The sequence below is a fragment of the Urbifossiella limnaea genome, from assembly GCF_007747215.1.
GTDB lineage: Bacteria > Planctomycetota > Planctomycetia > Gemmatales > Gemmataceae > Urbifossiella > Urbifossiella limnaea.
This window is the reverse complement of the sequence record NZ_CP036273.1, coordinates 7,507,362-7,532,466: the sequence shown is the minus strand read 5'-3', so window position 1 is coordinate 7,532,466 and position 25,105 is coordinate 7,507,362. Positions and strand designations below refer to the sequence as shown.

Here is a 25,105-nt window from a genome sequence, read left to right as displayed (position 1 = left end):
GTCACGCCCCCCCCGAGAGGAGTTCGACGACCTGCCGCCGGCCGTCGTGGAGCAGGACCGGCCGGGTGTAGTCCACGGGCGCCTCCCACGGGCCCGGCTCGCGCGCCACCCGGACCGCCGGCCGCAAGCGCTCGCCGTCCAGGTGGGCAAGCAACCGGGCCGCGTCGGTGCCTTGCGACAACAGGACGCTGACCCGCTCCGCGGCCGGCCGCCCCGCCGTGAGGTCGAACTGCTCCAACTCCTCGACGAGCGGTCCCGGATAGAAGTAGCCGAGCAGTTCCTCCACCGCCGGGTCGCCCCGACCCCCCGGGCACTCTCGGGCGTGCAGGCGGCGGAGCCCGGCCAGGTACTGCCGGCCGTTCACGACCGGGTCCCAGAGAACCAGGTGCTTGACCCGCGTCTCGGCGGTGGCCTGGTACGCCAACGCGGCCCCGAGCCGCAGCCCGACCAGCGACACGTCCGACACCCCGGCCCGGTCGGCCAACTCGCGCGCCGCGGCGCCGACGTCCCCGATCCACTCGGCCGCGCGGGCTTGCTCGAACTCCCCCCCCGAGTCGCCCACTCCCGAGGGGTCGTAGCGAAGGACCGGGAAGCCGGCCCGGGCCAACTCGGCCGCGAGCAACCGGAAGCACCAGTGCGACGACATGTACTCGTGCCCCGGCGGGGCACAAAGGACCACCCCCTCCCGGCGCACCGGGCCAGCCGCCGGGTGGTACACCCCGTACAGCGGTCGGTCGGGCTGGCGGAAGAAACAGGGGACGGGTCGCCCGGGCGGCGCGACTTCCGCCGGGCCGGTGCCGGGAGACGGGCCGGTCGTCGCGCGGGGAGTCAGGGGACCACCCCGGAGCAACTCGGCCATTCGCTCGACGGTCGGCGAGTCGTACACCGCGGTCGGGGGCAACCGCGACCCGAACGCCTGCTGAACCCGGACGAGCAGGCGGGCGCCGAGGAGGGAGTACCCACCCAGGTCGAAGAAGTTCGCGGTGACGCAGAGGCGGTCGACTCGCAGCAACTCGCGCCAGATCTCGGCCAGCCGGACCTCGTACTCGTCACGCGGGGCGACGCGTGCGTCGCCCGGGTCCGTGGCGACGGCCGGGGTCGGGAGATACGCCTCCAGGCGGTTGACCGGCGGCGTCGCGGGCTCGGACACGGGTGGGGTGGCGACCCGGGCGTGAGACCGACCGTTCTGGTACACCGGCTGCGGGTAGGGGGCCGGTCGGGGAGGGTCCGTGTCCGCGGGCCGGAAGCTCGACACCCGCCGCGACGGGTCGGCCGCCACCGCTTCCAGGATGCGCTGGAGCTCGTCGAGCAGCCCGCGGACCGTCTCCGGGGTGTACCGCGCCGTGTTGTACTCGCACGACGCCCGCCACCCCTCGTCCCGCTCGACCATGAAGAAGTTCAGTTCGTGCATCGCCCCCGGGGAGAGGGAGCGGACGGGCGTGATGGCGATCGGGCCGGCGGTGGCAGGGGTGAGGAACGCCTTCTGAAAGATGAAGTGCATCTGAAAGAGGGCGTGGCGGTCCTTCTGCCCCTGGGTGGGCAGTGACTCCAGGACCTGGGTGAACGGGATGTCCTGGTTGGCCATGACGTCGGTCACGGTCCGGCGGGACAGGTCGAGGAGTTCGACAAAAGTCGGGTCGCCGGACAGGTCCGTGCGGAACACGACCGTGTTGGCGAACCGGCCCACGACCGGCTCCAACTCGGTCTTCGACCGCCCTACCGTAGGTGTCGACACCGTGAGGTCGGTCTGTCCCGTCCGCGAGTGGAGGAGAAGGCTGAGCCCAGACAAGCAACTCATGAAGAGAGTCGCCCCGTGCTGGTGGCCCGCCGCGGTCAGCCGGTCGGTCAGCGCGCGGGGGAGCAGGATCGACTCGATACTTCCTTTCGCCGAGCCGGACGAGGCGGCCGACTCGTCGTACGGGATTCGGACCGGCTGAACCCCCTTCAGGTGGTCTTGCCAGAATGCGAGCTGGGCGGCCGCGGCCGGCGTCTGGAGCCACTCCGACTGCCACAGCACGAAGTCGGCGAATTGAAGGGTCGGCTCGGGGAGGGGGGACGGCCGGCCGGCGTCATAGGCCTCGTAGAGGGCGGCGAACTCGCGCAGGACGATGCCGGTCGACCACCCGTCCGAGACGATCTGGTGGATGGTGATCAGTAGCATGTGCTCGTCCGCGCCCCGGCGGACCAGCCGGGCGCGGAACACCGGCCCCGTCTCGAGGTTAAACCCGCGGCGGGCCTCGGCGGCCATTGCCCGGTCCGCCGCCTGGGCCGGGTCCGGGTCCCGCTCCACGTCGTCCACCGGGAGGGGGACGGGGGAGGGAGGGGCGACGACCTGGAGCAACGTCTCCCCGTCCCGCACGAAGCGGGTGCGCAGGGCCTCGTGGCGGCGGACGATCTCGTCCACCGCCTGCTGCGCCACGTCCGTTCGGAGCGGGCCGGTGACCCGGAATCGGATCGTCAGGTTGTACGCCGGATCGCCGGGGTGGATCTGGTCGAGGAGCCAGAACTTCTGCTGACCGACCGCCGCCGGGAACGCGTATTCCTCGGTCGCCGCGGCGTCGGCCGCCCCCGGGGGCGCGGCCGGCGGCGTTTCGGCCGGCTCGAGTCGCAGGGCACTCACCCTAACACCTCGGTCTTGGGTCGGTTGAAGCGGTAGTTGTCCCGGCGGGCCGCGACCAGGGCCGGCTCGGCGGGCTGGGCAGCCGCGGACGCGAGCCCCGCGCTAATGACCGCCACCGTCTGGCCCGTCAGAATCTGCTTCACCGTCAGGTTCAGCCCGCGGTCCTTCGCCCGGGCCACGATCTGGAACAGCCGCAACGAGTCCAGGCCGAGGTCGAACAGGTTGTCGTCGAGGTAGACGGCCGGTTGCTTGAGTACGGCCGCGCAGACATCGGCCAACAGTTTTTGCTCCTCGGTCCGTGGGAGAACCCGCTCGCCGGCCGCCGCCACCGCTGCCTCCGGGGCCGGCAAAGCTCGGCGGTCGATCTTCCCGTTGGGCGTCTGCGGCAGAGCGGCCAGCGGAACGAACGCCGACGGGACCATGTACCCGGGCAGCAGTGCCCCCAGGTGGCGCCGCAGGTCGGCCGGGGACGGCGGGGCGCCGGCCGCAACGATATAGGCGACTAGCTGCTTGTGGCCGGGCACGTCCTCGCGGACGACGACGACGCAATCCACCAAGCCAGCATAGCGCTTGATCGCCGCCTCCACATCCCCCGTTTCGATGCGGAATCCGCGGATCTTGACCTGGTTGTCCAGCCGCCCCAGGAACTCCAGCGTCCCGTCCGCGCGCGGCCGGACGAGATCGCCGGTCTTGTACAGCCGCCGCCCCGGGGCAGGGCGGAACGAGTCGGCGACGAACCGGTCGGTGGTCAGCTCCGGCCGGTTCCAGTACCCGCGGGCCAGCCCGTCGCCGCCGATGTGCAGCTCCCCGGCCACCCCGAGCGGGACCGGCCGGCCCCGGCCGTCGAGGACGTAGAACTCGGTGTTGGCGATGGGCGGCCCGACCCGCACCGGCTCCGGCCCGGGCTCGACCGGCGAGGTGGCCGACCACACCGTCGTCTCCGTCGGCCCGTACATGTTCCAGACCGCCCCAGCCCGAGCGAGGAGCTCGTCGGCGAGGTCCCGCGGCAGCGCCTCGCCGCCGCACAGCACCTTCAGCCCGGTCCCGCCGACCCACCCGGCCTCGAGGAGGAGCCGCCAGGTCGCCGGGGTGGCCTGCATCACCGTCGCCCCCGACGACCCGAGCAGGGCCAGCAGGCGGTTGCCGTCCATCGCGTCGTCGCGGGTCGCCACGACGACCCGCCCGCCGACCATGAGCGGTAGGTAGAGCTCGAGGACCGCGATGTCGAACGACAGCGTGGTCACCGCGAGCAGGACGTCGTCCGCCCCAAGCCCAGGCTGGCGGGCCATCGACACCAGGAAGTTGACGACCGCCTGGTGGGGGATCTCGACCCCCTTCGGCTTGCCCGTCGAGCCCGAGGTGAAGATCACGTAGGCGAGGTCGCTCGGGGCGGCCGCCGAGGGGAGCCGAGTGTCAGGGGCGGCTTCGAGCTCCGGCCGGGTGGCGTCCACGCAGACCGCCTTCGCGGCCGGCAGGGACAGCGTGGCCGCGATCTCCCGCCGCGTCAGGATGAGGGCTGGGTCCGCGTCCTCCACGACCATCGCGATCCGCTCCGGCGGGAACTCCGGGTCGAGCGGGATGTAGGCCGCCCCGGCCTTGAGCACCCCGAACACCGCCACCACCATGTCGGGCGAGCGGTCCAGGCAGATCGCCACCCGGCTGCCGACCCCGACGCCCCGCCCGCGGAGGACGTGGGCGAGGCGGTTCGCCCCGCGGTCGAGTTCGGCGTAGGTGAGCTGCCGCCCGCCGGCGACCACCGCCACGGCGTCCGGCGTGCGGGCGGCCTGGGCCTCGATCAGCTGGTGGGCGCACAGGTCGCGCGGGAAGTCCGACTGCGTGGCGTTCCACTCGTCCACGAGGCGCCGCCGCTCGGCGTCGGAGAGCAGGTTGACGGCCGAGACCGGCTGGTCCGGGTCGGCGGCCATCGACTCGAGCAGTGTCTCGAAGTGCCCCATCCACCGTTCCACCGTCTCCCGGTCGAACAGGTCCGTGTTGAAGTCGCAGTCAAGGAGCAGGCCCGTGGGCGTCTCGACCACGTTGAGGAACAGGTCGAAGTTCACGAACGCCTTCGGGCACGGGTCCACCTCGGCCTCCAGGCCGGGGAACGTCAGCCCGGCGCCGAGCTTCTCCAGGTTGAACTGGATCTCGACGAGCGGGAGGCGGCTCGGGTCGCGGCGGACGGCGAGCTTCCGAACCAGGCTGCCGAACGTGTAGTTCTGGTGGTCGTATGCGTCGAGCGTCATCGCCCGCACTGCCTTGAGCAGGGCGCCGACCGCCGGGTCGCCGTCGAACGACGTCCGCAGCGGGAGGAAGTTCACCCCTTGACCGACGAGGGCGCTGTCGGCCAGCAGCGACTGGCCGGCCGCCGGGATGCCGACGACGATGTCGGACTGGCCGCTGAGCCGGTGGACCAGCGTCTTGAACCCGGCCAGGAGGGTGGCGAACAGCGTACACCCTTGCCGCGCCCCGAACTTCTTGACCCGCGCGGCCGCCTCCGGGCCGATCGTCCGCCGCGCGGTGTCGCCGTTGAACGACTTCACCGCCCCGCGGGGCCGATCGGTCGGCAGCTCGAGCGGGGTGACCGGGGTCTGAAACTTCGACACCCACCACGCCTCGACCGCGGCCCGCTCGGGCGACCGCTTCCACCGCTGCTGGTCGAGTGCGTACTGCCGGAACGACGGGGCCGGCGGCAGGGCCGGGGCGGTCCCGGCGACCCGCGCCGCGTAGATCGCGGCCAGTTCGTCGAGCACGACGTTGGCGGACCAACCGTCGAACACGATGTGGTGGCTGGTGAACAACAACGTGTGCCGGTCCGGCCCGAGTTTGACGAGGGCCGCCCGGACCAGCGGCCCGGCCGCGAGGTCGAACGGCCGGGCCGCGTCCGCCCGGACGCGCTCGGTCAGCCCCGCCTCGCGGTCGGCCTCCGGCCGGTCCGACAGGTCCACCACCGGCAGGTCGAGCGGGAACGGGTCGCGGACGCGGAACGTCTCGCCGCCCGGCTCGAACGTCGCCCGGAGGGCGTCGTGCCGGGCCACCAGGGCGGTCAGCGAGTCGCGGAGGGCCGGCACGTCGAGCGCCCCGCGGAAGTGCAGGGCGACCGCCTCGTTGAACGCGCACGTCTCCTCGTCGCCCAGGCGGGCCGAGACGAGGATCTCGAACTGCGGCTCGGTCATCAGCACTTCGGCCGGCAGGTCCGCCGCCGGGGCGGGGGCGGGTTGCGGGGGCGCGCCGGCCGGCTCGGGCAGGAACCCGGCGGCCTGGAGCTCGGCCGCGCTCTCCTGGAACGCCCGGACCACGGCCGCGTAGTCCGCCTCCGTGTGCGCCGTCGTCAGGAAGCAGCCGAAGCCCTCCAGGATGAAGACACCCTTCTCCCGCAGGTGGTAATGCAGCAGGCTGGCGTACGGCTGGTCGCTCGGGAACGCGAAGTAGAACCACGACGAGAACTGCTCGACCTCGGCCGGGACGCCGTACTCCTTGAAGACCCCGTTGACCTCGTGGGCGAGCGCCGCCACCCGCTCCCCCAGCTTCCGCTGGAGCTCGGGGCCGGCCGCCTTGAGGTGCCGCAGCACCGCCCGCACGGCGGCCATCGCCAGCGGGTGCCGGACGAACGTGCCGGCGAAGAAGGTGACGCCGACCTCGGGGAACGAGTCGTCCCCGAACTGCCACATCCCGCCGTCCAGGGCGTCCATGAACTTCGCCTTGCCGCACAGGATGCCGACCGGCATCCCGCCGCCGGCCACCTTCCCGTAGGTCACGAGGTCGGCCCGGATGTCGAACAGCGCCTGTACCCCGCCCGGGTGGACCCGGAACCCGGTCACCACCTCGTCGATGATCAGCGCCGCCCCGGCATCCTCGGTAATGCGGCGGACCTCGCGGAGGAACTCGACCGGCCGCAGCCCCGGGTGCCGGCTCTGCACCGGCTCGACCATGACGGCGGCTAGCTCGCGGGCGTTCGCCCGGATGTACTCCAGCGCCGACGGCTCGCCGTACTCCAGGACCACGATGTTCGACACCGCCTCGGGGCAGACGCCCGGGGCCATCGGGAGCGAGTGCGGGGCGCCGCCCCGCACCACGCCCTTGACCAGCACCTCGTCAAACGTGCCGTGGTAGTCGCCGGCGAACATCACCACCTTCTTGCGGCCGGTCACCGTGCGGGCCAGTCGCATCGCGGCCATCACGGCCTCGGACCCGGTGTTGCAGAAGGTGGTCCGCTCGTTCCCCGTCAGCTCGCGGATTAGTTCGGCACACTCGCCGGCCAGGGGGGTCGAGGGGCCGGTCTCGAACCCCTCCTTGAGCTGGGCCGCGACCGCCTCGGTGACGAAGTCGGGGGAGTGCCCGAGCATGATCGGGCCGAACCCGTTCACCAGGTCGATGTACTCGTTCCCGTCCACGTCCCAGATCTTCGACCCGCGCGACCGGACGGCCGCGATCGGGTAGACCATTTCCTTCCACAGCGACCGGAACCCGGCCGCGGTCCGCGGGTCGGCGAGGATCGGCCGGCGCTCCTGCGCCAGCTTCTTGGACCCCGGCGTCTTCGCGTTCATCCGGCGGACGAGGTCGTCGAGGTGAGCCTTCTGGCGGTCCGTCAGGCCACCGGTCGGGCCGCGCTGGATCGACTTGAACCGCCCCTGGGCCTTGTACTCCCGGGTGTCCGTGCCGTTCGCCGACGGCTTGGCGGCCGCCGCCGGCGCGGGGGCGCTCACCACCGGGACCGGAATGACGGCCGGCGTGGGGGTCGCGACCGCCGTTGGCGCGCCGCCGCGGACGACCTCCAACTGGTTCGCCATCAGTTGGGACATCGCCTGGAGCTGCGCCCGGATGATCCCCTCAAGACCGCCCGTGCCGTCCGTCAACTGAACCGCCGGAAGCGCGGCCACCGGTTGGGGGGCCGACACGGTCGGGGCGACGGCCGCGGGAGCCGGGGCCGCGACAGCAGCCGGGGCGGGGACCGCGGGGGCGTCCGGGGGCATTTTGGCGTCGAGGTACGCGGCCAGGGCGTCCGGGCTGGACTCCTGGTCGAGCAGCTGGCGGAACGTCACCTTCACCCCGAACCGGTTCACCAACTCCTGTGCCACCTGGGTCAGGAACAGGGAGTCGAACCCGAGTTCCAGGAAGGTGGTCCCGTCGGTGCCGGCCAGGTCCATCCCGGACAGCCGCTGGAGGATGTCGATGATCTCCGCGCGGAGGCGGCCGGTACGGGCGGGGGCGGCTGCGGGCACAACGGCCTCGGGTTGGGGCTCGAGGGTGGGTGGGAGGGTCGGGGTCGGGGTTGCCACGGGGGTCGGGGCGGCGGCGGCAGGGGCGGGCGGGTCGACCCAGTACCGCTTCCGCTCGAACGGGTACGTCGGGAGGGGGCACCGGCGGGCGCCGGGGCCGGCCATCGCCTTCCAGTCCGGCTTCACGCCGTGGAGCCAGAGGGTCCCGGCCGCGGCCAGGATCGTCAGGCTGTCCGCCCGGTCGCCGGGGGCGTCCGGGAGTGACGGGACGGCGGGGCCGCCGGCCGCGTCGCGGTGCTGGCGGGCGAGCTTGCAGAGCACGCTCCCCGGCCCGACCTCCAGCAACAACCGCCCCGGCTCGGCCCGGAGCTGCTCGACGCACTTCGAGAATAGCACCGCCTCGCGGAGGTGGCGGCCCCAGTACGCGGGGTCGGTCGCCTCCTCGGGCCGGAGCCAGTCGCCGGTCACGCTCGACAGGATCGGGCGCGTCGGGGGGTTCAACCGGATCCCGCGGAGCATGTCCGTGAACGGGCCGACCACCGGGTCCATCATCGCCGAGTGGAAGGCGTGGCTGGTGGCCAGCCGCATCGCCGCGACGCCGGCGGCGGCGAGCTTCTGCTCCAGCTCGGCGACCGCGGCGTCCGGCCCGGCGACGACGCTCAGCTGCGGGGCGTTCACCGCCGCGAGCGAAATCTCGTCGGTCAGCCAGGGCAGGACCTCGGCGTGGCTGAGGCGAACCGAGAGCATGGCCCCCGGCGGCTGCTCCTGGGCCATCCGCCCGCGGGCGGCGACCACGGCCAGGGCGTCCTCCAGCGCGAAGACGCCGGCAAGGGTGGCGGCGACGAACTCGCCGACGCTGTGCCCGATCATCGCCTGCGGCACGACGCCCCACCGCTCCCAGAGTCGGGCGGTGGCGTACCCGAGCACGAACAGGGCCGGCTGGGCGAAGCGAGTCTGCCGCAGGTCGAGCGGCGCGCCCGGGCCGGCGAAGAGGGCCTCGCGGAGGTCCGCCCCGAGGTGGGGCTGGAGCAGAGTGGCGCAGGTGTCGATGTCCGCCCGGAACCCGGCGTCGGACTCGTACAGCCCGGCCCCCATGCCGGTGTACTGCGACCCCTGGCCGGGGAACATGAAAACGACCGGGGCCGGCGCGCCGGTGCAGGCCCGGGTCTGGACGCGGGTGCGGTCGCGGGTCTCCAGGGCGCGGACGGCCTCGGCCGCGTCCGTGCACCGGACCGCCCGGCGGTGGTCGAACGCCCGCCGGCCGGCCTGGAGGGTGTAGGCGACGGCCGCGAGGTCGGCTTTGGGGTGGTCGCGCAGGTGCGAGGCGAGGTTGTCGGTGGCCTTTTCCAGGGCCGCGGCCGACCGGGCCGAGAGGAGCAGCAAGTGAGCCGGCCGGGCCACCGGGGCGGGCACCGGCGGCGCCTCCTCCAGCACGACATGGGCGTTGGTCCCGCCGAGCCCGAACGAGCTCACCCCAGCCCGCCGCGGGGCCGACCCGGCGGGCCACCCGGCGAGCCGGGTGTTGACGTAGAACGGGCTGTTTGCCAGGTCGAGGTGCGGGTTGGGCTCGCCGAAGTCGGCCGCCGGCGGGAGCTGGCGGTGGGCCAGGGCCTGGGCGGCGGCGATCAGCCCGGTCACTCCGGAGGCCATCTCCAGGTGGCCGAGGTTCCGCTTGATCGTGCCGATGGCGCAGAACTGTCGGGCCTGGGTCTCGGCCCGGAACGCCCGAGTCAGGGCGGTGAACTCGATCGGGTCGCCCAGCGGAGTGGCGGTGCCGTGCGCCTCCAGGTACCCGATCGTGTCCGGGGACACGCCCGCGAGCGCCTGCGCCTGGGCGATCACCTGGGCCTGGCCGTCCACGCTCGGCGCGGTGTACCCGACCTTGCCGGACCCGTCGTTGTTGACGGCGAACCCCTTGATGACGGCGTACACGTGGTCGCCGGCGGCGAGGGCGTCGTCGAGCCGCTTGAGGAGGACCACGCCGGCCCCGCTGCCGAATACCGTCCCGGTCGCCCGGGCCTCGAACGGGCGGCAGTACCCGTCGGCCGTCCCCATCCCGCCTTCCTGGTAGACGTGGCCGCGCTTCTGCGGAAAGGTGACGGCCACCCCGCCGGTCAGCACCATGTCGCTCTGGTAGCTGAGCAGGCTCTGGCAGGCCTGGCTGACGGCGACCAGCGAGGTGGAGCAGGTCGACAGCAGGGTGAAGCTCGGGCCGCGGAGGTTCAGCTTGTACGACACGCGGCTGGTGAGGGTGTCGGCCATCGCCCCGAGCATCGTCGCGAACTTCCCCATCGGGTACGCGGCGGTGAACTCCTCGACGGACTGGCGGTCCGTGCAGAGGTTGCGCATCAGGTAGGTGTTGATGGCGCAGCCGGCGATCACCCCGATCGCCCCGGGGTAGGCGCCGGGGTCGTACCCGGCGTCCTCGAGGGCCTCCCAGCAGCACTCGAGGAAGATGCGGAACTGCGGGTCGAGGCGCTCGGCCTCCGTGGGCAGGATGCCGAAGAACCCGGCGTCGAACTGGTCGACGTCGGCGAGGACCGACCGGGCCCGGACGTACCCGGGCCGGGCGTTCTGTTCGGCCGCCCCCGCGACTTCGAGCTCCTCGGCCGGGAACCGGGAGATGCACTCCACCCCGTCCCGGTAGTTCCGCCACAGGTGGGCGGGTGTGCCGGCCCCGGGCCAGCGGCCGGACATGCCGACCACGGCGATGTCGGTGCTGGGCAACCCGGCCGCGGCGTCCGCGTGGTCACTCACGACACGCCCCTCCGCCGGGTCATGGCCAGTTTCTGACTGCGGGCCCGCTCCCGGGCCGCGGCCACGGCGGGATCGGCCACGCCGGTACCGGCCAGCCGGCGGGCCAGCGACCGCACGGTCGGGTGCTCGAACAGGACGGTGATCGGCATCGTGCCGTGGGCATTCTGCAACTCGACGTGCACCTCCGCCAGGTGGAGGGAGGTGCCGCCCAGGTCGAAGAAGTTGTCCTCAGGCGCCACGTCGCGGCAGAGGTGGCGGCGCCACACCCCCTGAATCTGGCGCTCGAGGTCGTTGGCCACGGCCGGGGCCGGCGGGGCCGCCGGGGCGGCGCTCTCGAGAGCCGGGAGGGCGGCCCGGTCCAGCTTCCCGTTGGGCGTCAGCGGCAGGGTGCCGAGGACGACCACGGCCGCCGGGATCATGTACTCGGGGAGCGACTCCCGGAGCCGGGTCTTGAGAGCCTGCGGGTCGATCACCGCGCCACCCCGGGGGGCGACGTACGCGACTAGCCGGCGGCCCCCCGCCGGGTCGTCGCCGACCACCACCACTGACTCGCTCACGGCCGGCTGGGCGGCGATCGCCGCCTCGATCTCCCCGAGCTCGATCCGGAACCCGCGGAGCTTGATCTGCCCGTCGGCCCGGCCGAGGAACTCGATCTGCCCGTCCGGCAGGAGCCGCGCGAGGTCGCCGCTCTTGTACATCCGCTCGCCCGGGTCGGCGGCGAACGGGTCGGGGAGGAACCGCTCGGCGGTGAGCTCCGGCCGGTTCAGGTAGCCCCGCGCCACGCCCGCCCCGGCGATGTACATCTCACCCACCTCGCCGGCCGCGGCGGGCCGCCGGTGCTCGTCGAGCACGTGGATTCGCAGGTCCGGCAGCGGGTGGCCGATCGGGCTCCCCTTCAGCGGGACGGACAGGTCGGCCACGGACAGCGGCCGGTACGTCGAGTAGACGGTCGTCTCCGTCGGGCCGTACATGTTGACCAGCACCGGCGACTGGTCGCCGTGCCGGTCGAACCAGGGCCGCAGCCCCTGAACCTCGACCGCCTCGCCGGCGAGCACCACCCACCGCAGCGCGAGGTCGGGGGCCACGCCGAGGGCCTCCTCGGCCCGGATCAGCTGGCGGAATGCCGACGGGGTCTGGCACAGGCCCGTCACCCGGCTGGTGCGCAGGAGGCGGTACAGGTCGTGGGGCGCGCGGCTGACACCGAACGGCACCACCACGAGGCGGCCGCCGTGGCCCAGGGCGGCCCAGAACTCGAACACCGAGACGTCGAACGAGATGGAGTGGAAGATCGCCCAGACGTCCGCCGGGCCGAACCGGAACCACGGGTCGGTCACGGCGAACAGGCGGACGACGTTCGCGTGGGTGACCACGACCCCCTTCGGGGTGCCGGTCGATCCCGACGTGTAGATGACGTAGGCCGGGTCGTCCGGGCCCGCTCCCCCGGGCGGCGGGGCGGCGCCGACCCCGGCCTCCCACGCCGGGTCGTCGAGGACGACCCGCGGGCCGCCGTATTCGGGGGCCGTGGCCGCCAGGTCCCGCTGGGTCAGCAGCGCCGCCGCGCCGGCGTCGGCGAGCATGAACGAGAGCCGCTGGGCCGGGTAGGCGGGGTCGAGGGGAAGGTAGGCGCCGCCGGCCTTGAGGATGCCGAGTACGGCGGTGACCATGTCGAGCGAGCGATCCAGACACAGCCCGACGACCTTGCCCGGCCCGACCCCGAGGCCGCCGAGCTTTTGGGCGAGCAAATCCGCGCGGGCGTTCAGGGCCCCGTAGCTAAGTTCCCGGCCGTCACACTCGACCGCGACCGCGTCGGGCTGCGCGGCGGCCTGCGCCTCGAACAACTCGTGGATCGTGTTCGGCAGCGACGCCATGAGGCCGATCTCCGAATAACTCCCACCGACCGTCCGCATCCGAGAACAACGACCGTGACCAGCGCGAGCCGGGCGGAACGGGATCGCGGCGCAATGTCTGGAGGATAGCAGACAACTGGGGCCAATTTGCACCGGCCCGGCAGTACGGACCCCGAAAATAGTCAGCAGGAGGCGGGCTACGGGGTCTTAGATGCACCAATGTGTGGATCGTTTCGCCGATCGGGGGGAAAGATTCCGGCAATGAGCGTCGGGACCGTCGGCGTAACGGATTACCGGCACCTCACTTGAGCCACGCGGAATGGGCGCGAAGGCCAAAGCGCAAGAGGTGAGCGCAATAAGCCGCCTTGCGGTTGCGGCCCCGGTTCGGCCGAACCATTCCGCTATCGCAGGCGGGCGGCGAGTTGGTCGTAGGCGTGGCACTCCAGCGGGTGGAGGTCGGCCCGACGAAGGCCGGCGTCCGTCGCCTGCCGCCAGGCCGACCGGGCCTCCAGGTCGCGGTTGGCGGCCGACTCGACCTGGGCCAGGTGGAAGTATGCCGACCCGGTCGGGGTCTGGGCCACCACCCCCTCCAGCAGCTTCCGGGCGGCGTCCGTCTCCCCCTTCGCCAGCCGGACCAGGGCCTCGGTGTCGTCCAGTTCGGGGTTCGGGCCGACCGCCTGGCGCGCCCGGGCCAACAGGCCGAGCGCGTCGACGTGCTTCTTCTCCTGTGCGGACACCAGGAACGCGAGGTTGTTCAGCGCGACCGCGTCCCGGGGGTTGGCCGCGATCGCCTGGCGGTAGAGGGCCATCGCGGCGTCGTAGTCTCCCTGGAGGTTGCGGACCGCCGCCAGCAGCTGCACCAGCCCGGCCTGCTCCGGCCCGCGGGCCGCCCGGACGGCCTCGTCGAGCCATCCGGCCACCGTCGCCATCGCCGCCGCCGGCGGGTCGGTCGCGGCGTAGAGCGCGGTCACGGCCGCCTCCCCGACCACCACCGCCGGCACCCGACTCCGGACTTCGGCACAGACCCGCAGCGCGTCGGCCAACCGCCCACGGCGGCCGTAGAACCTGGCCAGTACAAGCGCCGCCTCCGGCCGGGCCGATTTGGCCCCGTCGGCGACCCGGGTGTAGAGCCGCTCGGCGTCGTCGAACAGGCCGATCTCTTCGCACACCCGGGCGATGGCCTCGACCGGGGCGTTCGGCCCGTCGGCCTTCGGCACCAGGGCGGACCGGGCGGCCGGAAGGTCCTTCCGGGCGGCCGCCAGCCGGGCCTTCAACTCGGCCGTCCGTAGGGCTTCGGGTTCTCGGGCGGCCAGCTTGGTGACCCACTCCTCGGCCGCGCGGACGTCCTGCTCCCGGATGAGCCAGGCGGCGTAGAAGGCGACGTAGAGCGGGACCCCCTCCGCCCGCCGGAGGAGGTCGGTCATCACCACCCGGACCTGGGGCTTGTTCCCGGTCGCCACGTACAACTGGGCGAGGAGGAACTGGTCGCTGGGGGCGAGCTTGTCGCGGATCTCCTCCAGGGTGCGGACGGCTTCGAGCTTGCTGGCCCGGTCCCGCTGGAGGGCAAGGGCGACCGCCCGGGCCCGCCGCTGGTCCGGCGTCTCGGCCGCGGCCGGGGCACGGAGGGCACCGTTGTCCAGCAGCCCGAGCAGCTCCAGCGCCCGCCGGGAGGTCTCGTAGTCCGGGCTGGCGGCCAGGCAGATGGCCAGCATCCGGCGGGCAAAGTCCTTGTCCTCGGCGGACGCCGACTGGAGATCCAGGATTCGCTGGAACGCCTCGCGGGCCGGGTCGAGCCGGCCGGCCTGGAACAGGAACTCGGCCTCGGCCTGGAGGGTGCGGAGGTCGTCGCGCCGCTCGGCCCGGGCCTGCCCGAACGCTTCGGCCGCCCGGTCCGGGTCCCCGAGTCGGGCGTGCGCCATCCCCAGGAACAGGGTCCGCTCGGCCGGGGCGACCTTCCCGCGGGCGTCGGCCAGTTCCCTCGCGCCGTCGTCCCTGCGGCCGGTCGCGGCGAGGTAGTGGATCAGGACCAGCCAGCCGTCGGGGGACTCCGGTCGGAGAGTCACCGCCCGGCGGAACGGGGCCTCGGCCTTGGCCCGGTCGCCGGCCGCCCAGTACACCTGGCCCTTCCAGATGTGGTCCTTCGGGTCGGTGGAGGTGTCGGGCACCGCCCGGGTGGCGTACTCCAGGGCCCGGCGGGGGTCCTCCGACCGCAGCGAGACCTCGGCGGCCAGCCGCTGGACGTCCGCCCCGGACGCGACGGCCGCGGGGAGTCGCTCGAGGAGCTGTGCGGCCTCGGCGCTCCGCCCGCGGGCGTGGAGGATCTCCATCAGCCGGCGGAGGGCCTGCGGGTTCGACTCGCCGTAGTCCACCGCCTGCTGGTACTTCCCGAGAGCCGCGTCGAGGTCGCCTCGGAGGTCGTGGACGAGGGCGTGGGCCAGAGCCACCCGGCCCCACCCGGCCCGCTCGCGGGCCAGCCCCTCCAGCACCTCCAGAGCCTCGGGCAGACCGGACTTGTCGTCCCGGTGCTGGGCCCGCCAGATCCGGTGAAGGACTCGGGCCAGCCGGGCGGACGGGCCCCCCTCCCCGTCGATCAGACCGATGTCGCCGAGGACGGTGGTCACGGTCTGCTCGTCCCCGGCCGCGAGAGCCCGGTCGAACCGGACTAGCTGGGCGGCGAGATTCTTCGGCTGGACCACCGCCACCTGCTCCCAGAGCCGCCCGGCCACGTCACCCGCCCCGGCGGCGGTGGCGACCGCGGCCAGATCCAACAGTAGCCGCCGGTGGCGGAGCCGACCGAACTTTTCGGCCCCGGCCGCGAGGCCGAGTACCCGGGCGGGGAAGTCGGGCTCCTTGATCTCGGCCCACAGCCGGGCCCGGGCGAGCCGGATCTCCGGGGTGTCGCCCGCCTCCCGCTCGCCGGCGGCCAGCGTCTCGGCCGCCCGCTTCGGGTTCCCCTCCCGGAGGTCCTGAGCCGCGGCCGCGACCCACACGGCGGCCTCCTTCGGGCGGGCGGCCCGGAGTTCGTCGAGGGCCGTGCGGGCCTCGGCCGCCTTCCCCCGGAAGTGGAGCAGGTCGGCCCGGAGGATGCGAAACTCGGTCGCGTCCGGGAGGGCCTGACCGGCGGCCGCCACCGCCTCCTCCGAGGCCCGCCAGTCCCGCTTCTCGGGGGCGGTCAGGAGGGCGCGGATCGTCTCCAATCGGGCCACCTGAACCCACGCCCCCGCGGCCCGGTCCTTGAGCCGGCGGTAGCTGGCCAGGGCCGCATCAGCCAGCCCGAGGGCCGCCTCGGCCTCGGCCACCCCGGCCAGGGCCGGCACCCAGAGCGGGTCGTCCGGGTCGGCCGGGACGGCCCGACGGAACGCGGCCAGCCGCCGGTCGTTCTCCCCGATCTGCTCGTAGCACCGCCCCAGCAGGAGGTCGGCCTCTCGGACCAGTCGTTGCTCCCGCAGCAGATCGGGCCGCACCTTCTCGAGGGTCAGGGCCGCCTCCAGGTACTGCTCCGCCAGCATCTGCAGCCGGGCCTGGTGAAACTCGGCCACGGCGGGCGGCAGGCCGGCCCCCCGGAGCCGGTCCAGGGTCTCGGCAGCGGCCGCGGCGTCGCCGGCCCGGAGCTGGTAGTCGAGCAGGGCGACGACGAGCGGGTCCGAGTCGGGAACGGCTTCCAACCCGCGGCGCACGGCGGCAGCGGCGGCGGCCGGCCCATGGGTGTCGGCCTCCAACTCCGCCATCGCCAGGTGTGCGGCCGGGGTGGTGCGGTGAAGTGCCACCGCCCGGCCGAGCAGCTGGCGGGCTTCCTCGGTCGCCACCCGGGCCTCGTCCCGCTTCCCGACCCGGGCCAGCGCGGCGGACCGGTCGCGGGCCACCTCGGCAGCGACGAGGAGCACGTCCAGTTCGTCGGGGCCGAGGCGGCGGGCCTCGCCGAGCGCCCGATCGGTGGCATCCGCGACGGTCGCCGCCGCCGGGAGTTCCTGGGCCTTGGCGACCGCCCCGGCGGCCGCGGCCGCGGGCTGGTGAGCTTTCGCGAACACCCGCCAGTACTCGGCCACGTTCAGGTGGGCGCGGAACTGCCGCGGGTTGGCGGTCAGCATGGCGGCGACGGCCGCGTCCGCGTCCTCGGGCCGGTTCAGGTGGAGGCGGAGAACCGCCGCCCGGGCGGCGTACGCGGCCAGCAGGTCCGGCCGGTGCCGAACGGCCGCCGTGTACCGGGCCTCCGCCTCGGCGAACATCTGTGCCGCGACGAGGCAGCGGGCGGCGAGTTCCAAGAGCTCGCCGTCGTCCGGCCGTCGGGTCAGGAGCACCTCGATGTCGGCTCGGGCCTCGGCGTACAGGCCGACGTCCGGCCGCATCGCCAACTCGGCGGTATAGCGGCGGAGGTCGGCGCGGGCGGGGTCGCGGCGGAGGACCTCCTGGAGGACGAGGTAACCCTCGTACACCGTCTTGCCGCCTCTCGCACCCTTGGCCGAGTCGCACAGCACCCGCCCTAGCCGCTCGCGGGCGTCGAGGTCGTCCGGACGGGCGATCAGATAGCGGCGGAGGTACTCGGCCTCGCGGACCGGGTCCTTGGCGTCCCGGGCGGAGTCCGCGTGCCGGAGGAAGGCCCCGACCTGCTGCCCCACCTGCCGGCGGTGGACCAGGTTCACGGCGACCGCCCCAGCCACGAGCACGAGCGCCAGCCCGCCAAGAAATCGCCAGTTCGGCACAACACGCATCGGGACGCAGCCGGGGGTTTGGGCAAGATAAATTTAGACGACGGACCGGACAAGTGGGTGCAAAAAAGTCGGACCGTCGATTCGCGGGGCTGACGTTGCGATGCCGCCTGCGTCGGAAGATAGGTTTCTGAAAGGGTAACTGAGGTATAACGGGTGGCCGATCAAGTGGTTGCGGGGGAGCCACGAATGGCTCCCCCGCGGTTGGACAGCAGGGTTGCCCGAGGTCAGGCAATTGTCTTCGGCTTGCCCCGCCGCCTGAACCAGGTGGCGAGGCCGAGGAACGGGGCACCCGACGCGGCGAGCACGACGCCGGCCGGAGCCGGGGTGACGGAGGTGACCGTCGTCGTGATCGAGGTGAACGCCTCGTCACCCATCCCGAAGCCGTTGAACGACATCGTGTTCATGATCGAGAACGGGGTCGTCTTGATCGACATGTAGTCCACCCGGGAGGTGGACTCCCCGGCCGCGATCAGCTTCTCGGTGTCGAGCGTCTTGAACGACTTGCCGTCGTAGACGATGGCGCTCGACCCGACCACGCCCGCAGGGTCGAAGTAGTACTTCGTCGCCAGGTCCGTCTTGACGGCGACGTCCGTGCCGGCCGCCGGGAAGGTGAATCCGTCCGACTTCAACGAGATCGACAGCCCACCACTCCCCGCGGACTTGTTCCGGATGGCCAGCGTCGTGTCGGTGACGAAGCTCGACACCGGGCCGCCGGGCGTGTTGGTGCTGGCAATCACGTCGATTTCGAACCCCTTCCACATGATCGTCTGCATGACGGTCCCGGCGACGTTCCCCGGCGTGAGCTCGATCGATTGACTCTGTGACCCCTGCTGCAGGAGCAGGGTGAAGGCCGCCGACCCAGTCGACGGACTCCACAGCGTCGCGGCGACGGCCGCGATCGCCCAACAACATCGTCTCATTAAGCCCCTCCTTTCGGGACTGACACCTCTGCGCCCACCGGGTCCCTCACCCGAATGGCACGTTCTGGTAGGAGCGATCGGCCACTACCAACAAATCCGCCCCGTCCGCGGCGGCGAGGTTCGCCATCTCCCGCGCCGTCAAGTGGTGGAACCGGAACATCGAGTCCCGGGCCGACCGTGCTTCTGGGCCGGGCGCGTGATCGCCCGGTCAGTGCGGAGACGTGAGCGATTAGGGGAGAAGTTGGGGGTGCAACGAGTCGCCGATCGACTGGTTGCGGGGGAACCACTGATGGCTCCCCCGCGGTTGGATTACGTGGTCGCCCGAAGTCAGGCAACAGGCAGCGGGTTGCCGCGCCGCCGGAACCAGGTAGCGAGGCCGAGGAACGGGACACCGGACGCGACGAGCACGAGGCCGGCCGGAGCCGGAGCGGTCACCGCGCTAATCCCCGTACTCTGCAACGCCAGGGCCGTGTTCTCACCCAATCCCTGGATGGTGTAGGACGTCACGCTCTTGAGCGTGTAAGGGTTCGTTTTGGCGGAAATCGCCTGGGAGTCGGAAACCCCGCCGACACTGTTGAGTGTCAACAACTTCCCGGCCTGTCCGTCCACGTAACTCTGGTAGGTTACGCTGGACCCACTCGGCAACATCGTGGTGGACAACTGGCTGGTCAGCAACCCCTCGTCAGGGGACTTGAAACCCGTATCTTCCAGCGTAATCGTCAGGTTCTTGGTGCCTACGAACCCCTGCGTGGCGATCGACAGGTTGTTGATGGTCAACTGGGCCAGGCTTTCCGTCCCCGGAGCGTTCGATGATCCGGTGGTGACCTGGAAGTCGAAAATCCCCACCTTGCCGATGAAGGTGATGAGCCCGGCCGGGCCGGCAACATCACCCGCCTTGTTGTCCTCAATCACCGTCGACGTCGTACCGTCGGACAGTGTGAGTTTGAACCCCGCGTCCGCCTGTGACGGCGACCCCAGGATGACGACCCCGGTCAGGGCCGCCACCAAAAGGGGCGGGATGGTGCGGAAACGAGACATCGTGTCAGTCCTGTGATTGTTTGTTCTATCGGAGTCGCCACCCGGGCTACCCCAATTGACAAAAGGATGTAAAATTGTTGCGGTACCTGAACTCTTCAAGTTGACGAGTCACCACCTTTCGCGGTTCCGACGGCCACTAACAGCGGCCTCCGGTTCGGGGTCGCCCGGCGCCACACGGCTGCCGTCTCAACCGAGCCTCCGCACGGCGACCGGCGACTCACGCAGTAGGAGTCCCGAAAAGCTGGCCCGAATACTCATGGCAAAATCAGTGCGACCGCGTAGCCGGTTCAATCGCTCTCCGCCGGTCAGCTGTTACGCTGATGGGGTGAGTGGTCGAAAGCTACGGCTGTCAACTTCTGCTCTATGAGAACACGTCCAGTTCCGATGAATACGGGTTCGGGTGTGAAACTTTGATGCGGCGTTAGACGCGAAGTTGCAAAATAACTTTGGCGGAGCGAACGGGCCAGTCTCGGCTGGCGGAACCTTAACCTGTGAAGGAACTTATGCCAGGGAAGCGGACGCCGGGCCTGGTCGGCCTTACCCGTTCGGAACGTATTTGTACGATCTCGCGTCCGCAACTGACAAGTCCGCCCGGTCCGCGGCGGCGAGGGCGAGGTTCGCCATCTCCCGCGCCGTCACGTAGTGGAACCGGAACAGCGGGTTCCGGGCCGACCGCTCCTTCAGTGCTTCGTGGAACCGGACCATCGGGCCGCCGAGCAACACGTCCTGGTTCGGCTCCTTGACCCCGTGGGTGTGGAGTTTCACGAACAGCCAGTTGGGCCGGCTCGGGATATTCACGCGGGCGTTCATCCAGGTGGTCAGCCGGGTGATGTCCGGCGGTTGCGATTCCTGCAAGCAGGCGTTCTCGACCTTGGGCACGATCCCCCACTTCCGCCGGGACCAGTCGACGGCCAGCGGCCCCTGGATCATCAGCAGCCCGGTCGGCGGCCGCGGCACGGTCCCGAGGTCGGGCCCGGTGTCGTGCGACTTCGGCCGGGCCGGGTCGTCCACCGCCCAGTAGACGCTATTCACCTTCCGGGTCTGGGTCTCGCTCGGGGCCGACGGGAGGGTAAAGTCGGCGTAGCACCCGGTCTCCCGGAGGACGTCGAGTTCGTTGTTCACCCCGCACCAGCGGCCGTCGCACCGGGAGTTGTCCAGCGCCCAGTTGCCGTGGATGAACCCGTACACCACCTCGCCCGTCGTACGGTCCCGCGACAGTAACCCGTGCCGCTCCGAGAGCGTCTGCTTGAAGTCCAGGAGGGTGTGCCGGAGGTTCTCCGCGGTGTCGTTGTCGTGGTGGAGGTGGACCTCCACCTCCCCGTAGCCCTGCCGGCAGAGGCCGGCGAGCATGTCCAGGTACTCCGGCTCGTACTCGTCGGCCGGGTAGAAGAAACTGTACCGGGGCGGGCACCCGTCGCTGTCCCGGAACCGGTCGAACAGCCGCGGGTACTCGTCGACCCACTGCTGCACCCGGGCCCTGGCCTTCGCCGGCGGGGCGTTCCCCCGCTTCGGCTCGTAGTGGTCGCACACCGCGATCAACACATCGACCGGCACGCCGGGCACAGGGGCCGGCCGCCGGGTGGTGAGGTACGACGGCAGCCAGCGGTCGAGCCCCCGGCGGCGGGCGGCCCGGAACCCGGCGACCCCGCCGGCGGCCCCCACCACTCCGGCGGCCGTGGCCGCGATCCCCAGTTCGGTCACGACCCGCTCCCCACCGGCCGCTCCTGCAGACTCCCGCTCGGGTCGGCCGCGAGGGCCGGCGCCGTCCGGTCGGTCCGCCGCCACGTCCCGGTCTGCGGCCGGGTCAGCCACCGGAAGAAACCGACGAGCAGGGCGGCGTTCATGGTCACGAACATGGTCGGCAGCCGGAGGTACCGCACCCACCGCGGGCCGCCCGGCAACAGGTGCCCGGCGGCGGCCAGCGCGTAGAACCCGACCTGGGCGACGAGCAGGCCGGCGTAGAGCGGGTTCCCCACCAGCAGCAGGTTGGCCACGAGCGCGGCGATCATGAAGAACGGGCAGACCCACCGCAGGATCTTGTGGCAGAGGAAGGTCAGGGCGACCCACCCGTGCCGCGGGGACAGGAGCGGCCAGAGCATGCCGATGCTCTGGAACCCGCCGGCCCCGATCCGCGCCCGGCGGCCGAACTCGGCCCCGATCGTCGGGGCCGTTTCCTCGCACGCCGCCGCCCGGGCGTCGTAGACCAGCCGACACCCGGACCGCCGGCGGGCGTCGAGCGGGATGACGAAGTCGTCGATCATGGTCCCCGGGCGGACGGCGGGGAAGACACTCCGGCGGACGGCGTAGATCGCGCCGTTGGCCCCGAGTAGGGCGCCGAGCCGGCTCTCGCACTTCTTCAGGAACGTCTCGTACTTCCAGTACAGGCCGTCGGCGTTCTGCCCGGTCTTCGGGTCGGTCAGCACGAGCTTCCCGCACGCGACCCCGACGGCCGGGTCGCGGAACCAGGCGGCCAGCCGGCGGACGGCGTCGGTCGCCATGTGGGTGTTGGCGTCGGACAGGACGACCACCTCGCCGGTCAATTGCGGGACCACCCGGTTCAGAACCGACGCCTTGCCGGCGTTCTCGGAGAACTCGACCAGCCGGACCCCGAACTGCGTGTACGGGCGGACGAGTTCGTTCGTGCGGTCGGTGCAGCCGTCGGTGGCGATGACGATCTCGAGCTTGCCCCGGGGGTAGTCGAGGGAGAGGGCGTTTAGCACCCTGGCCTCGATGTCGACCTCCTCGTTGTACGCGGCCACGAGGAGGGACACGGTCGGGAGGTCGTCGTCCGAGACGGCTGGCGGGACGGGGCTCCGGCCGAACACGCGGGACAGGGTCCAGATGAGGACCGGGTAGCCGAGGTACGCGAAGCTGACCGCCGCCAGGGCGGTCCAACACACGACTTCGGTGACGGGCGAGTTCACGGGAACGCTCCTACCGGCGGGGCGGCCGGGGTCGGCCCGGCCGGTTCGGCGGGCGCGGCGTCCGGGCTCGGTTGGGGGCGGCGGATGACCCGGGCCGGGATGCCGACGACGGTGGCGCCGGTCGGGACGTCGTGGACGACCACGGCGTTCGCCCCGACCTTCGCGCCGTCCCCGATCCGGATCGGCCCGATCACCTTGGCCCCGGCGCCGATGAACACGTCGTCGCCGAGGACGGGGCTCTGCCGCTTCTCGGCCCCGATTGTCACCTGGTGCTCGACCCGGACGTTCCGGCCGCCCCGCACCGTGCCGTTGATCACGACCCCGTGCGAGTGGACCAGGACGAACCCCTCGCCAAACTCGGCCCCGCGGCCGATGACGCAGCCGCAGAACGCCGTGTTCAGCCGGTTGAAGACCATCTCCAGCGGGGCCAGCCGCCACCGCCGGGCCGCCTGCATCAGGCGGTACCAGACCATGGCCGGCGTCCCGTCGGTCAGGAAGGCCTTGACGACCCCCTGCCAGTCGTCCCGCTCGTAGCACCAAGCGGCCTTGGCCCGGGCGTCGCTCAGGATCAGGCGGAGCAGGGTCGGCATGGTGAAAGAGAGCCCGGGGGCGCGACCGGCCGGTCGCGCCAGGGGGTGCCCCCGTCGCTCGGAGCGTGTCGACAGCCCGACCCGGATTCCGGTCCGACGCCGGGGGGCTCGTGTTCGCGTCGGCCTTGTCTGATGCGGGAGGGGGCGGAAAGATTCGCCCGGGAGGAAAAAAAGGACCGTGCCGCGTCCGTGCGCTCGCAACCCGATTCGGGGAGTTGAGGGTTTGGGTCCGTTGCTCACCCCGCGGCCGCCACCGTCCCGTCCGAATCGCCTTGCGGCCCGACCCTCCGTAGCACCGGAATGCGGAACTGGGGTACAGATCGGGCGTCGCATGAACTACAGTGGGACTGAGCGAAGGTATCCGGGACCGTACGCCCGCCGAACGGTTCGGCGCGATCCACGCGGGTAGCTGACATGCCGAGCGACGAGATTCCTTCGGACACGGGCGCCCCGCTGAGCATCCCCGAGGCGTTCGCCGTCGCGTGCGGGATGCGGGGCCCGCTCCACCTCCGCCTCACCCACCGCTCGTCGGGGGCGACCCGCGCGGTCGCGCTCGACCAGCCCTACGCCCTGCTCGGCCGGGGCCAGGCGGTCCATGTCAAGCTGAACGACCCGAGCGTCAGCCAGTACCACGCCTACCTCCAGGTGATCGACGGCCGGCCGTACCTCGTCGATCTCGGCAGCCGAACCGGGGTCGTGTGGGAGGACGGGAGCCGGGGGCGGGGGTGGCTGACGCCCGGGCACAAGGTTCGGGTCGGGGCGTTCGACCTGGTCGCCGACGGGGCCGTGGCCGCCTCGGACCCGCTGGCCCCGCCCCGACCGGAGCCCGGCGAGCCGGAGGACGGCGAGCCCGGCGCCGGTGCGACCGCCGTCCTGGAGGTGTTTCCCGCGGCGGGGGGCGCGGCCGGAACCTTCCCGCTCGACCAGCTGCTGACCTTCGTCGGGCGCCACCCGTCCTGCCAGTTGCGGTTCGCCGAGGACTCGGTCGGCTACTTCCACTGCGCCCTGGTGAACACCCGGGACGGGGTGTGGTTGGTGGACGTGTTCAGCCAGAAGGGGACCCGGCTCAACGGCCGGGCGGCCCGGCTGTCACGGGCCCGCGAGGGCGACCTGATCGAGATCGGCCGGGTGAACCTGGTGGTCCGCCCGGCCGGGGGCCGGGGGCCGCTGACCCTGTGGGGCTCGGCCGCCCGGCCGCCCGCCGCGGAGCAGCCGGCGGCCCTGTCGCGGCAGATGGCCGAGTCGGTGACCGGGGCGCTCACCCCGGTCCGGGAGATGATGGAGCAGTTCCAACAGTGCTTCGTGACGATGGCTGGGATGTTCGCCACCCAGCAGCAGGAGCACGCGTCACTGGTCTGCGAGCAGATGCGACTGATCCAGGACCTGGCACGCGAGCTCCGCGAGCTCCGCGGCGAAATCAAGGGCGGCCGGGCCGAGGAGTCGACATCCACGCCGCCGACGGTCGCCCGGCCGGCCCCCCGGCCTGCGGCCGCACCCGGCGCCCCGCTCCCGTCGGTGAAGGCCGAGGGGGCGGCCGCGCAGGCGCTGGCCGACGCCCACTCGTGGTTCCTGCAGCAAATGACCAAGCTCAACCAGTCGGCACCGTCGTCCGGCCCGTCGAAGGGCTAGCGGAGTGGCCGCGCGTCCCTGCCCGCAATCGCTGCACCGACCGCGAGTGCGAAACTTCCTCCCCGCCGCCGCATCTAACCAAAACAGGCTCAGGACTTTCCGCCCTTCTCCGGGCGTCTCGGGTCGGACTAGCGGGGTTTCACTTGGTCACGTGCGAGCGGGTCGTTGAGTTGCTCGGTGGCTACGTCACGGGGGGCATCCCCGCCACGACTCGGGCGGGGGTTGTGCGGCACCTGTCGGTCTGCGTCGAGTGTGCCACACTTACCGCCGAGTACCGGGAGGTGATCCGCCTGGCCGGGTCACTTCCGCGACCGGCCCTATCCGTGGCCGCCGCGTCCCGCCTGTTGTGCGGAGTCCAGTCGGCCACCGCCCAGCCCGGGTGCGGGGCGATGGACGAGACCGTCCCCGAAATGCCCGCGTTCGTGCCCGCCCGCGGGTAGCCAATTACCTGTTACCGGTATCGGGCCGGCCGATCGCCCGGCCGATGAACTTGCGGAGTCGGGCCTCCACATCGGGGGGCGGGTCCGCGGGGCGGAGGGTGCCTGCCAGCCGGACGATCTCGAGGTACTCGTCTGCCACGATCTTGCAGGTCGTGCACAGGGACAGATGAAACGCGAGGCCCACCCGTTCCACTTCGCTGAGGCCGCCACCAACGTATCCCTCCAACGACCGCTGGACCCGGTCGCAGGTGGTCGTCTGGATTGCCCGCGAGATGGGGGCGACGTCGGGCGGCAGGGGTGTCGGCGAAGAGACTTCGGCGACGGGTGGAAGGGGTGTGGACGAGGAGACGTCGGCATCGGTAGGCTTGGCGGTCACGCGTGCCTCCGGAACGGACGTGGAAAGCGGACGGGAGTC

General features: G+C 72.0%; 12 protein-coding genes. 2 read left to right on the top strand and 10 right to left on the bottom strand.

The window, feature by feature from the left end; genetic code table 11:
- Position 1 precedes the first annotated feature (1 nt).
- From ETAA1_RS30385 to ETAA1_RS33705, 9 genes are all read right to left on the bottom strand, one after another.
- Positions 2 to 2,620: a condensation domain-containing protein gene (locus tag ETAA1_RS30385; protein WP_145244355.1), complete on the bottom strand. Its 2,619-nt coding sequence runs from the start codon at positions 2,618 to 2,620 to the stop codon at positions 2 to 4.
- Entirely contained in the window at positions 2,617 to 10,593 is a 7,977-nt protein-coding gene (locus ETAA1_RS30380; protein WP_202920527.1) for a non-ribosomal peptide synthetase/type I polyketide synthase, read from the bottom strand. Before ETAA1_RS30380 ends, ETAA1_RS30385 begins: the two co-directional genes overlap by 4 nt.
- The gene (locus ETAA1_RS30375; protein ID WP_202920526.1) at positions 10,590 to 12,461 is read right to left on the bottom strand and encodes an amino acid adenylation domain-containing protein; all 1,872 of its coding nucleotides are present in this window, start codon (positions 12,459 to 12,461) and stop codon (positions 10,590 to 10,592) included. The genes ETAA1_RS30380 and ETAA1_RS30375 overlap by 4 nt, the downstream gene beginning before the upstream one ends.
- A 380-nt stretch (positions 12,462 to 12,841) precedes the next feature.
- Positions 12,842 to 17,140 (bottom strand): tetratricopeptide repeat protein, encoded by a 4,299-nt coding sequence (locus tag ETAA1_RS33655; RefSeq protein WP_145244353.1) that lies wholly within the window; start codon positions 17,138 to 17,140, stop codon positions 12,842 to 12,844.
- Between the two features lie 233 nt (positions 17,141 to 17,373).
- Positions 17,374 to 18,069 carry a hypothetical protein gene (locus tag ETAA1_RS30365; protein ID WP_145244352.1) on the bottom strand — a complete coding sequence of 232 codons (696 nt, stop codon included), beginning with the start codon at positions 18,067 to 18,069 and terminating at the stop codon, positions 17,374 to 17,376.
- Between the two features lie 327 nt (positions 18,070 to 18,396).
- A complete protein-coding gene (locus ETAA1_RS30360; protein ID WP_145244351.1) occupies positions 18,397 to 19,107 on the bottom strand; it encodes a hypothetical protein in 711 nt (236 codons plus the stop codon).
- Between the two features lie 537 nt (positions 19,108 to 19,644).
- Positions 19,645 to 20,808 carry a hypothetical protein gene (locus ETAA1_RS30355; protein WP_145244350.1) on the bottom strand — a complete coding sequence of 388 codons (1,164 nt, stop codon included), beginning with the start codon at positions 20,806 to 20,808 and terminating at the stop codon, positions 19,645 to 19,647.
- A complete protein-coding gene (locus ETAA1_RS30350; protein ID WP_145244349.1) occupies positions 20,805 to 22,031 on the bottom strand; it encodes a glycosyltransferase family 2 protein in 1,227 nt (408 codons plus the stop codon). The genes ETAA1_RS30355 and ETAA1_RS30350 overlap by 4 nt, the downstream gene beginning before the upstream one ends.
- On the bottom strand, positions 22,028 to 22,621 hold the full coding sequence (locus tag ETAA1_RS33705; RefSeq protein ID WP_145244348.1) for a serine O-acetyltransferase: 594 nt from the start codon (positions 22,619 to 22,621) through the stop codon (positions 22,028 to 22,030). The genes ETAA1_RS30350 and ETAA1_RS33705 overlap by 4 nt, the downstream gene beginning before the upstream one ends.
- Positions 22,622 to 23,035: 414 nt before the next feature.
- On the opposite strand from ETAA1_RS33705, the gene ETAA1_RS30340 reads away from it, so the two are divergent.
- Together ETAA1_RS30340 and ETAA1_RS33995 are read left to right on the top strand one after the other, a co-directional pair.
- On the top strand, positions 23,036 to 24,250 hold the full coding sequence (locus tag ETAA1_RS30340; RefSeq protein WP_145244347.1) for an FHA domain-containing protein: 1,215 nt from the start codon (positions 23,036 to 23,038) through the stop codon (positions 24,248 to 24,250).
- On the top strand, positions 24,184 to 24,690 hold the full coding sequence (locus ETAA1_RS33995; RefSeq protein ID WP_390621227.1) for an anti-sigma factor family protein: 507 nt from the start codon (positions 24,184 to 24,186) through the stop codon (positions 24,688 to 24,690). Before ETAA1_RS30340 ends, ETAA1_RS33995 begins: the two co-directional genes overlap by 67 nt.
- 4 nt (positions 24,691 to 24,694) lie before the next feature.
- Here ETAA1_RS33995 and ETAA1_RS30330 read toward each other — a convergent pair whose 3' ends face one another.
- Complete coding sequence (locus tag ETAA1_RS30330) at positions 24,695 to 25,066, bottom strand: zf-HC2 domain-containing protein (protein ID WP_145244346.1); 372 nt, start codon at positions 25,064 to 25,066, stop codon at positions 24,695 to 24,697.
- Positions 25,067 to 25,105: the final 39 nt, after the last annotated feature.

Excerpts from the sequence above, each read along its gene's own strand:
- ETAA1_RS30360 (WP_145244351.1), bottom strand. The coding sequence starts at position 19,107 with ATGTCTCGTTTCCGCACCATCCCGCCCCTTTTGGTGGCGGCCCTGACC.
- ETAA1_RS30365 (WP_145244352.1), bottom strand. The coding sequence starts at position 18,069 with ATGAGACGATGTTGTTGGGCGATCGCGGCCGTCGCCGCGACGCTGTGG.
- ETAA1_RS30340 (WP_145244347.1), top strand. The coding sequence starts at position 23,036 with ATGCCGAGCGACGAGATTCCTTCGGACACGGGCGCCCCGCTGAGCATC.
- ETAA1_RS30375 (WP_202920526.1), bottom strand. The coding sequence starts at position 12,461 with ATGGCGTCGCTGCCGAACACGATCCACGAGTTGTTCGAGGCGCAGGCC.
- ETAA1_RS33705 (WP_145244348.1), bottom strand. The coding sequence starts at position 22,621 with ATGCCGACCCTGCTCCGCCTGATCCTGAGCGACGCCCGGGCCAAGGCC.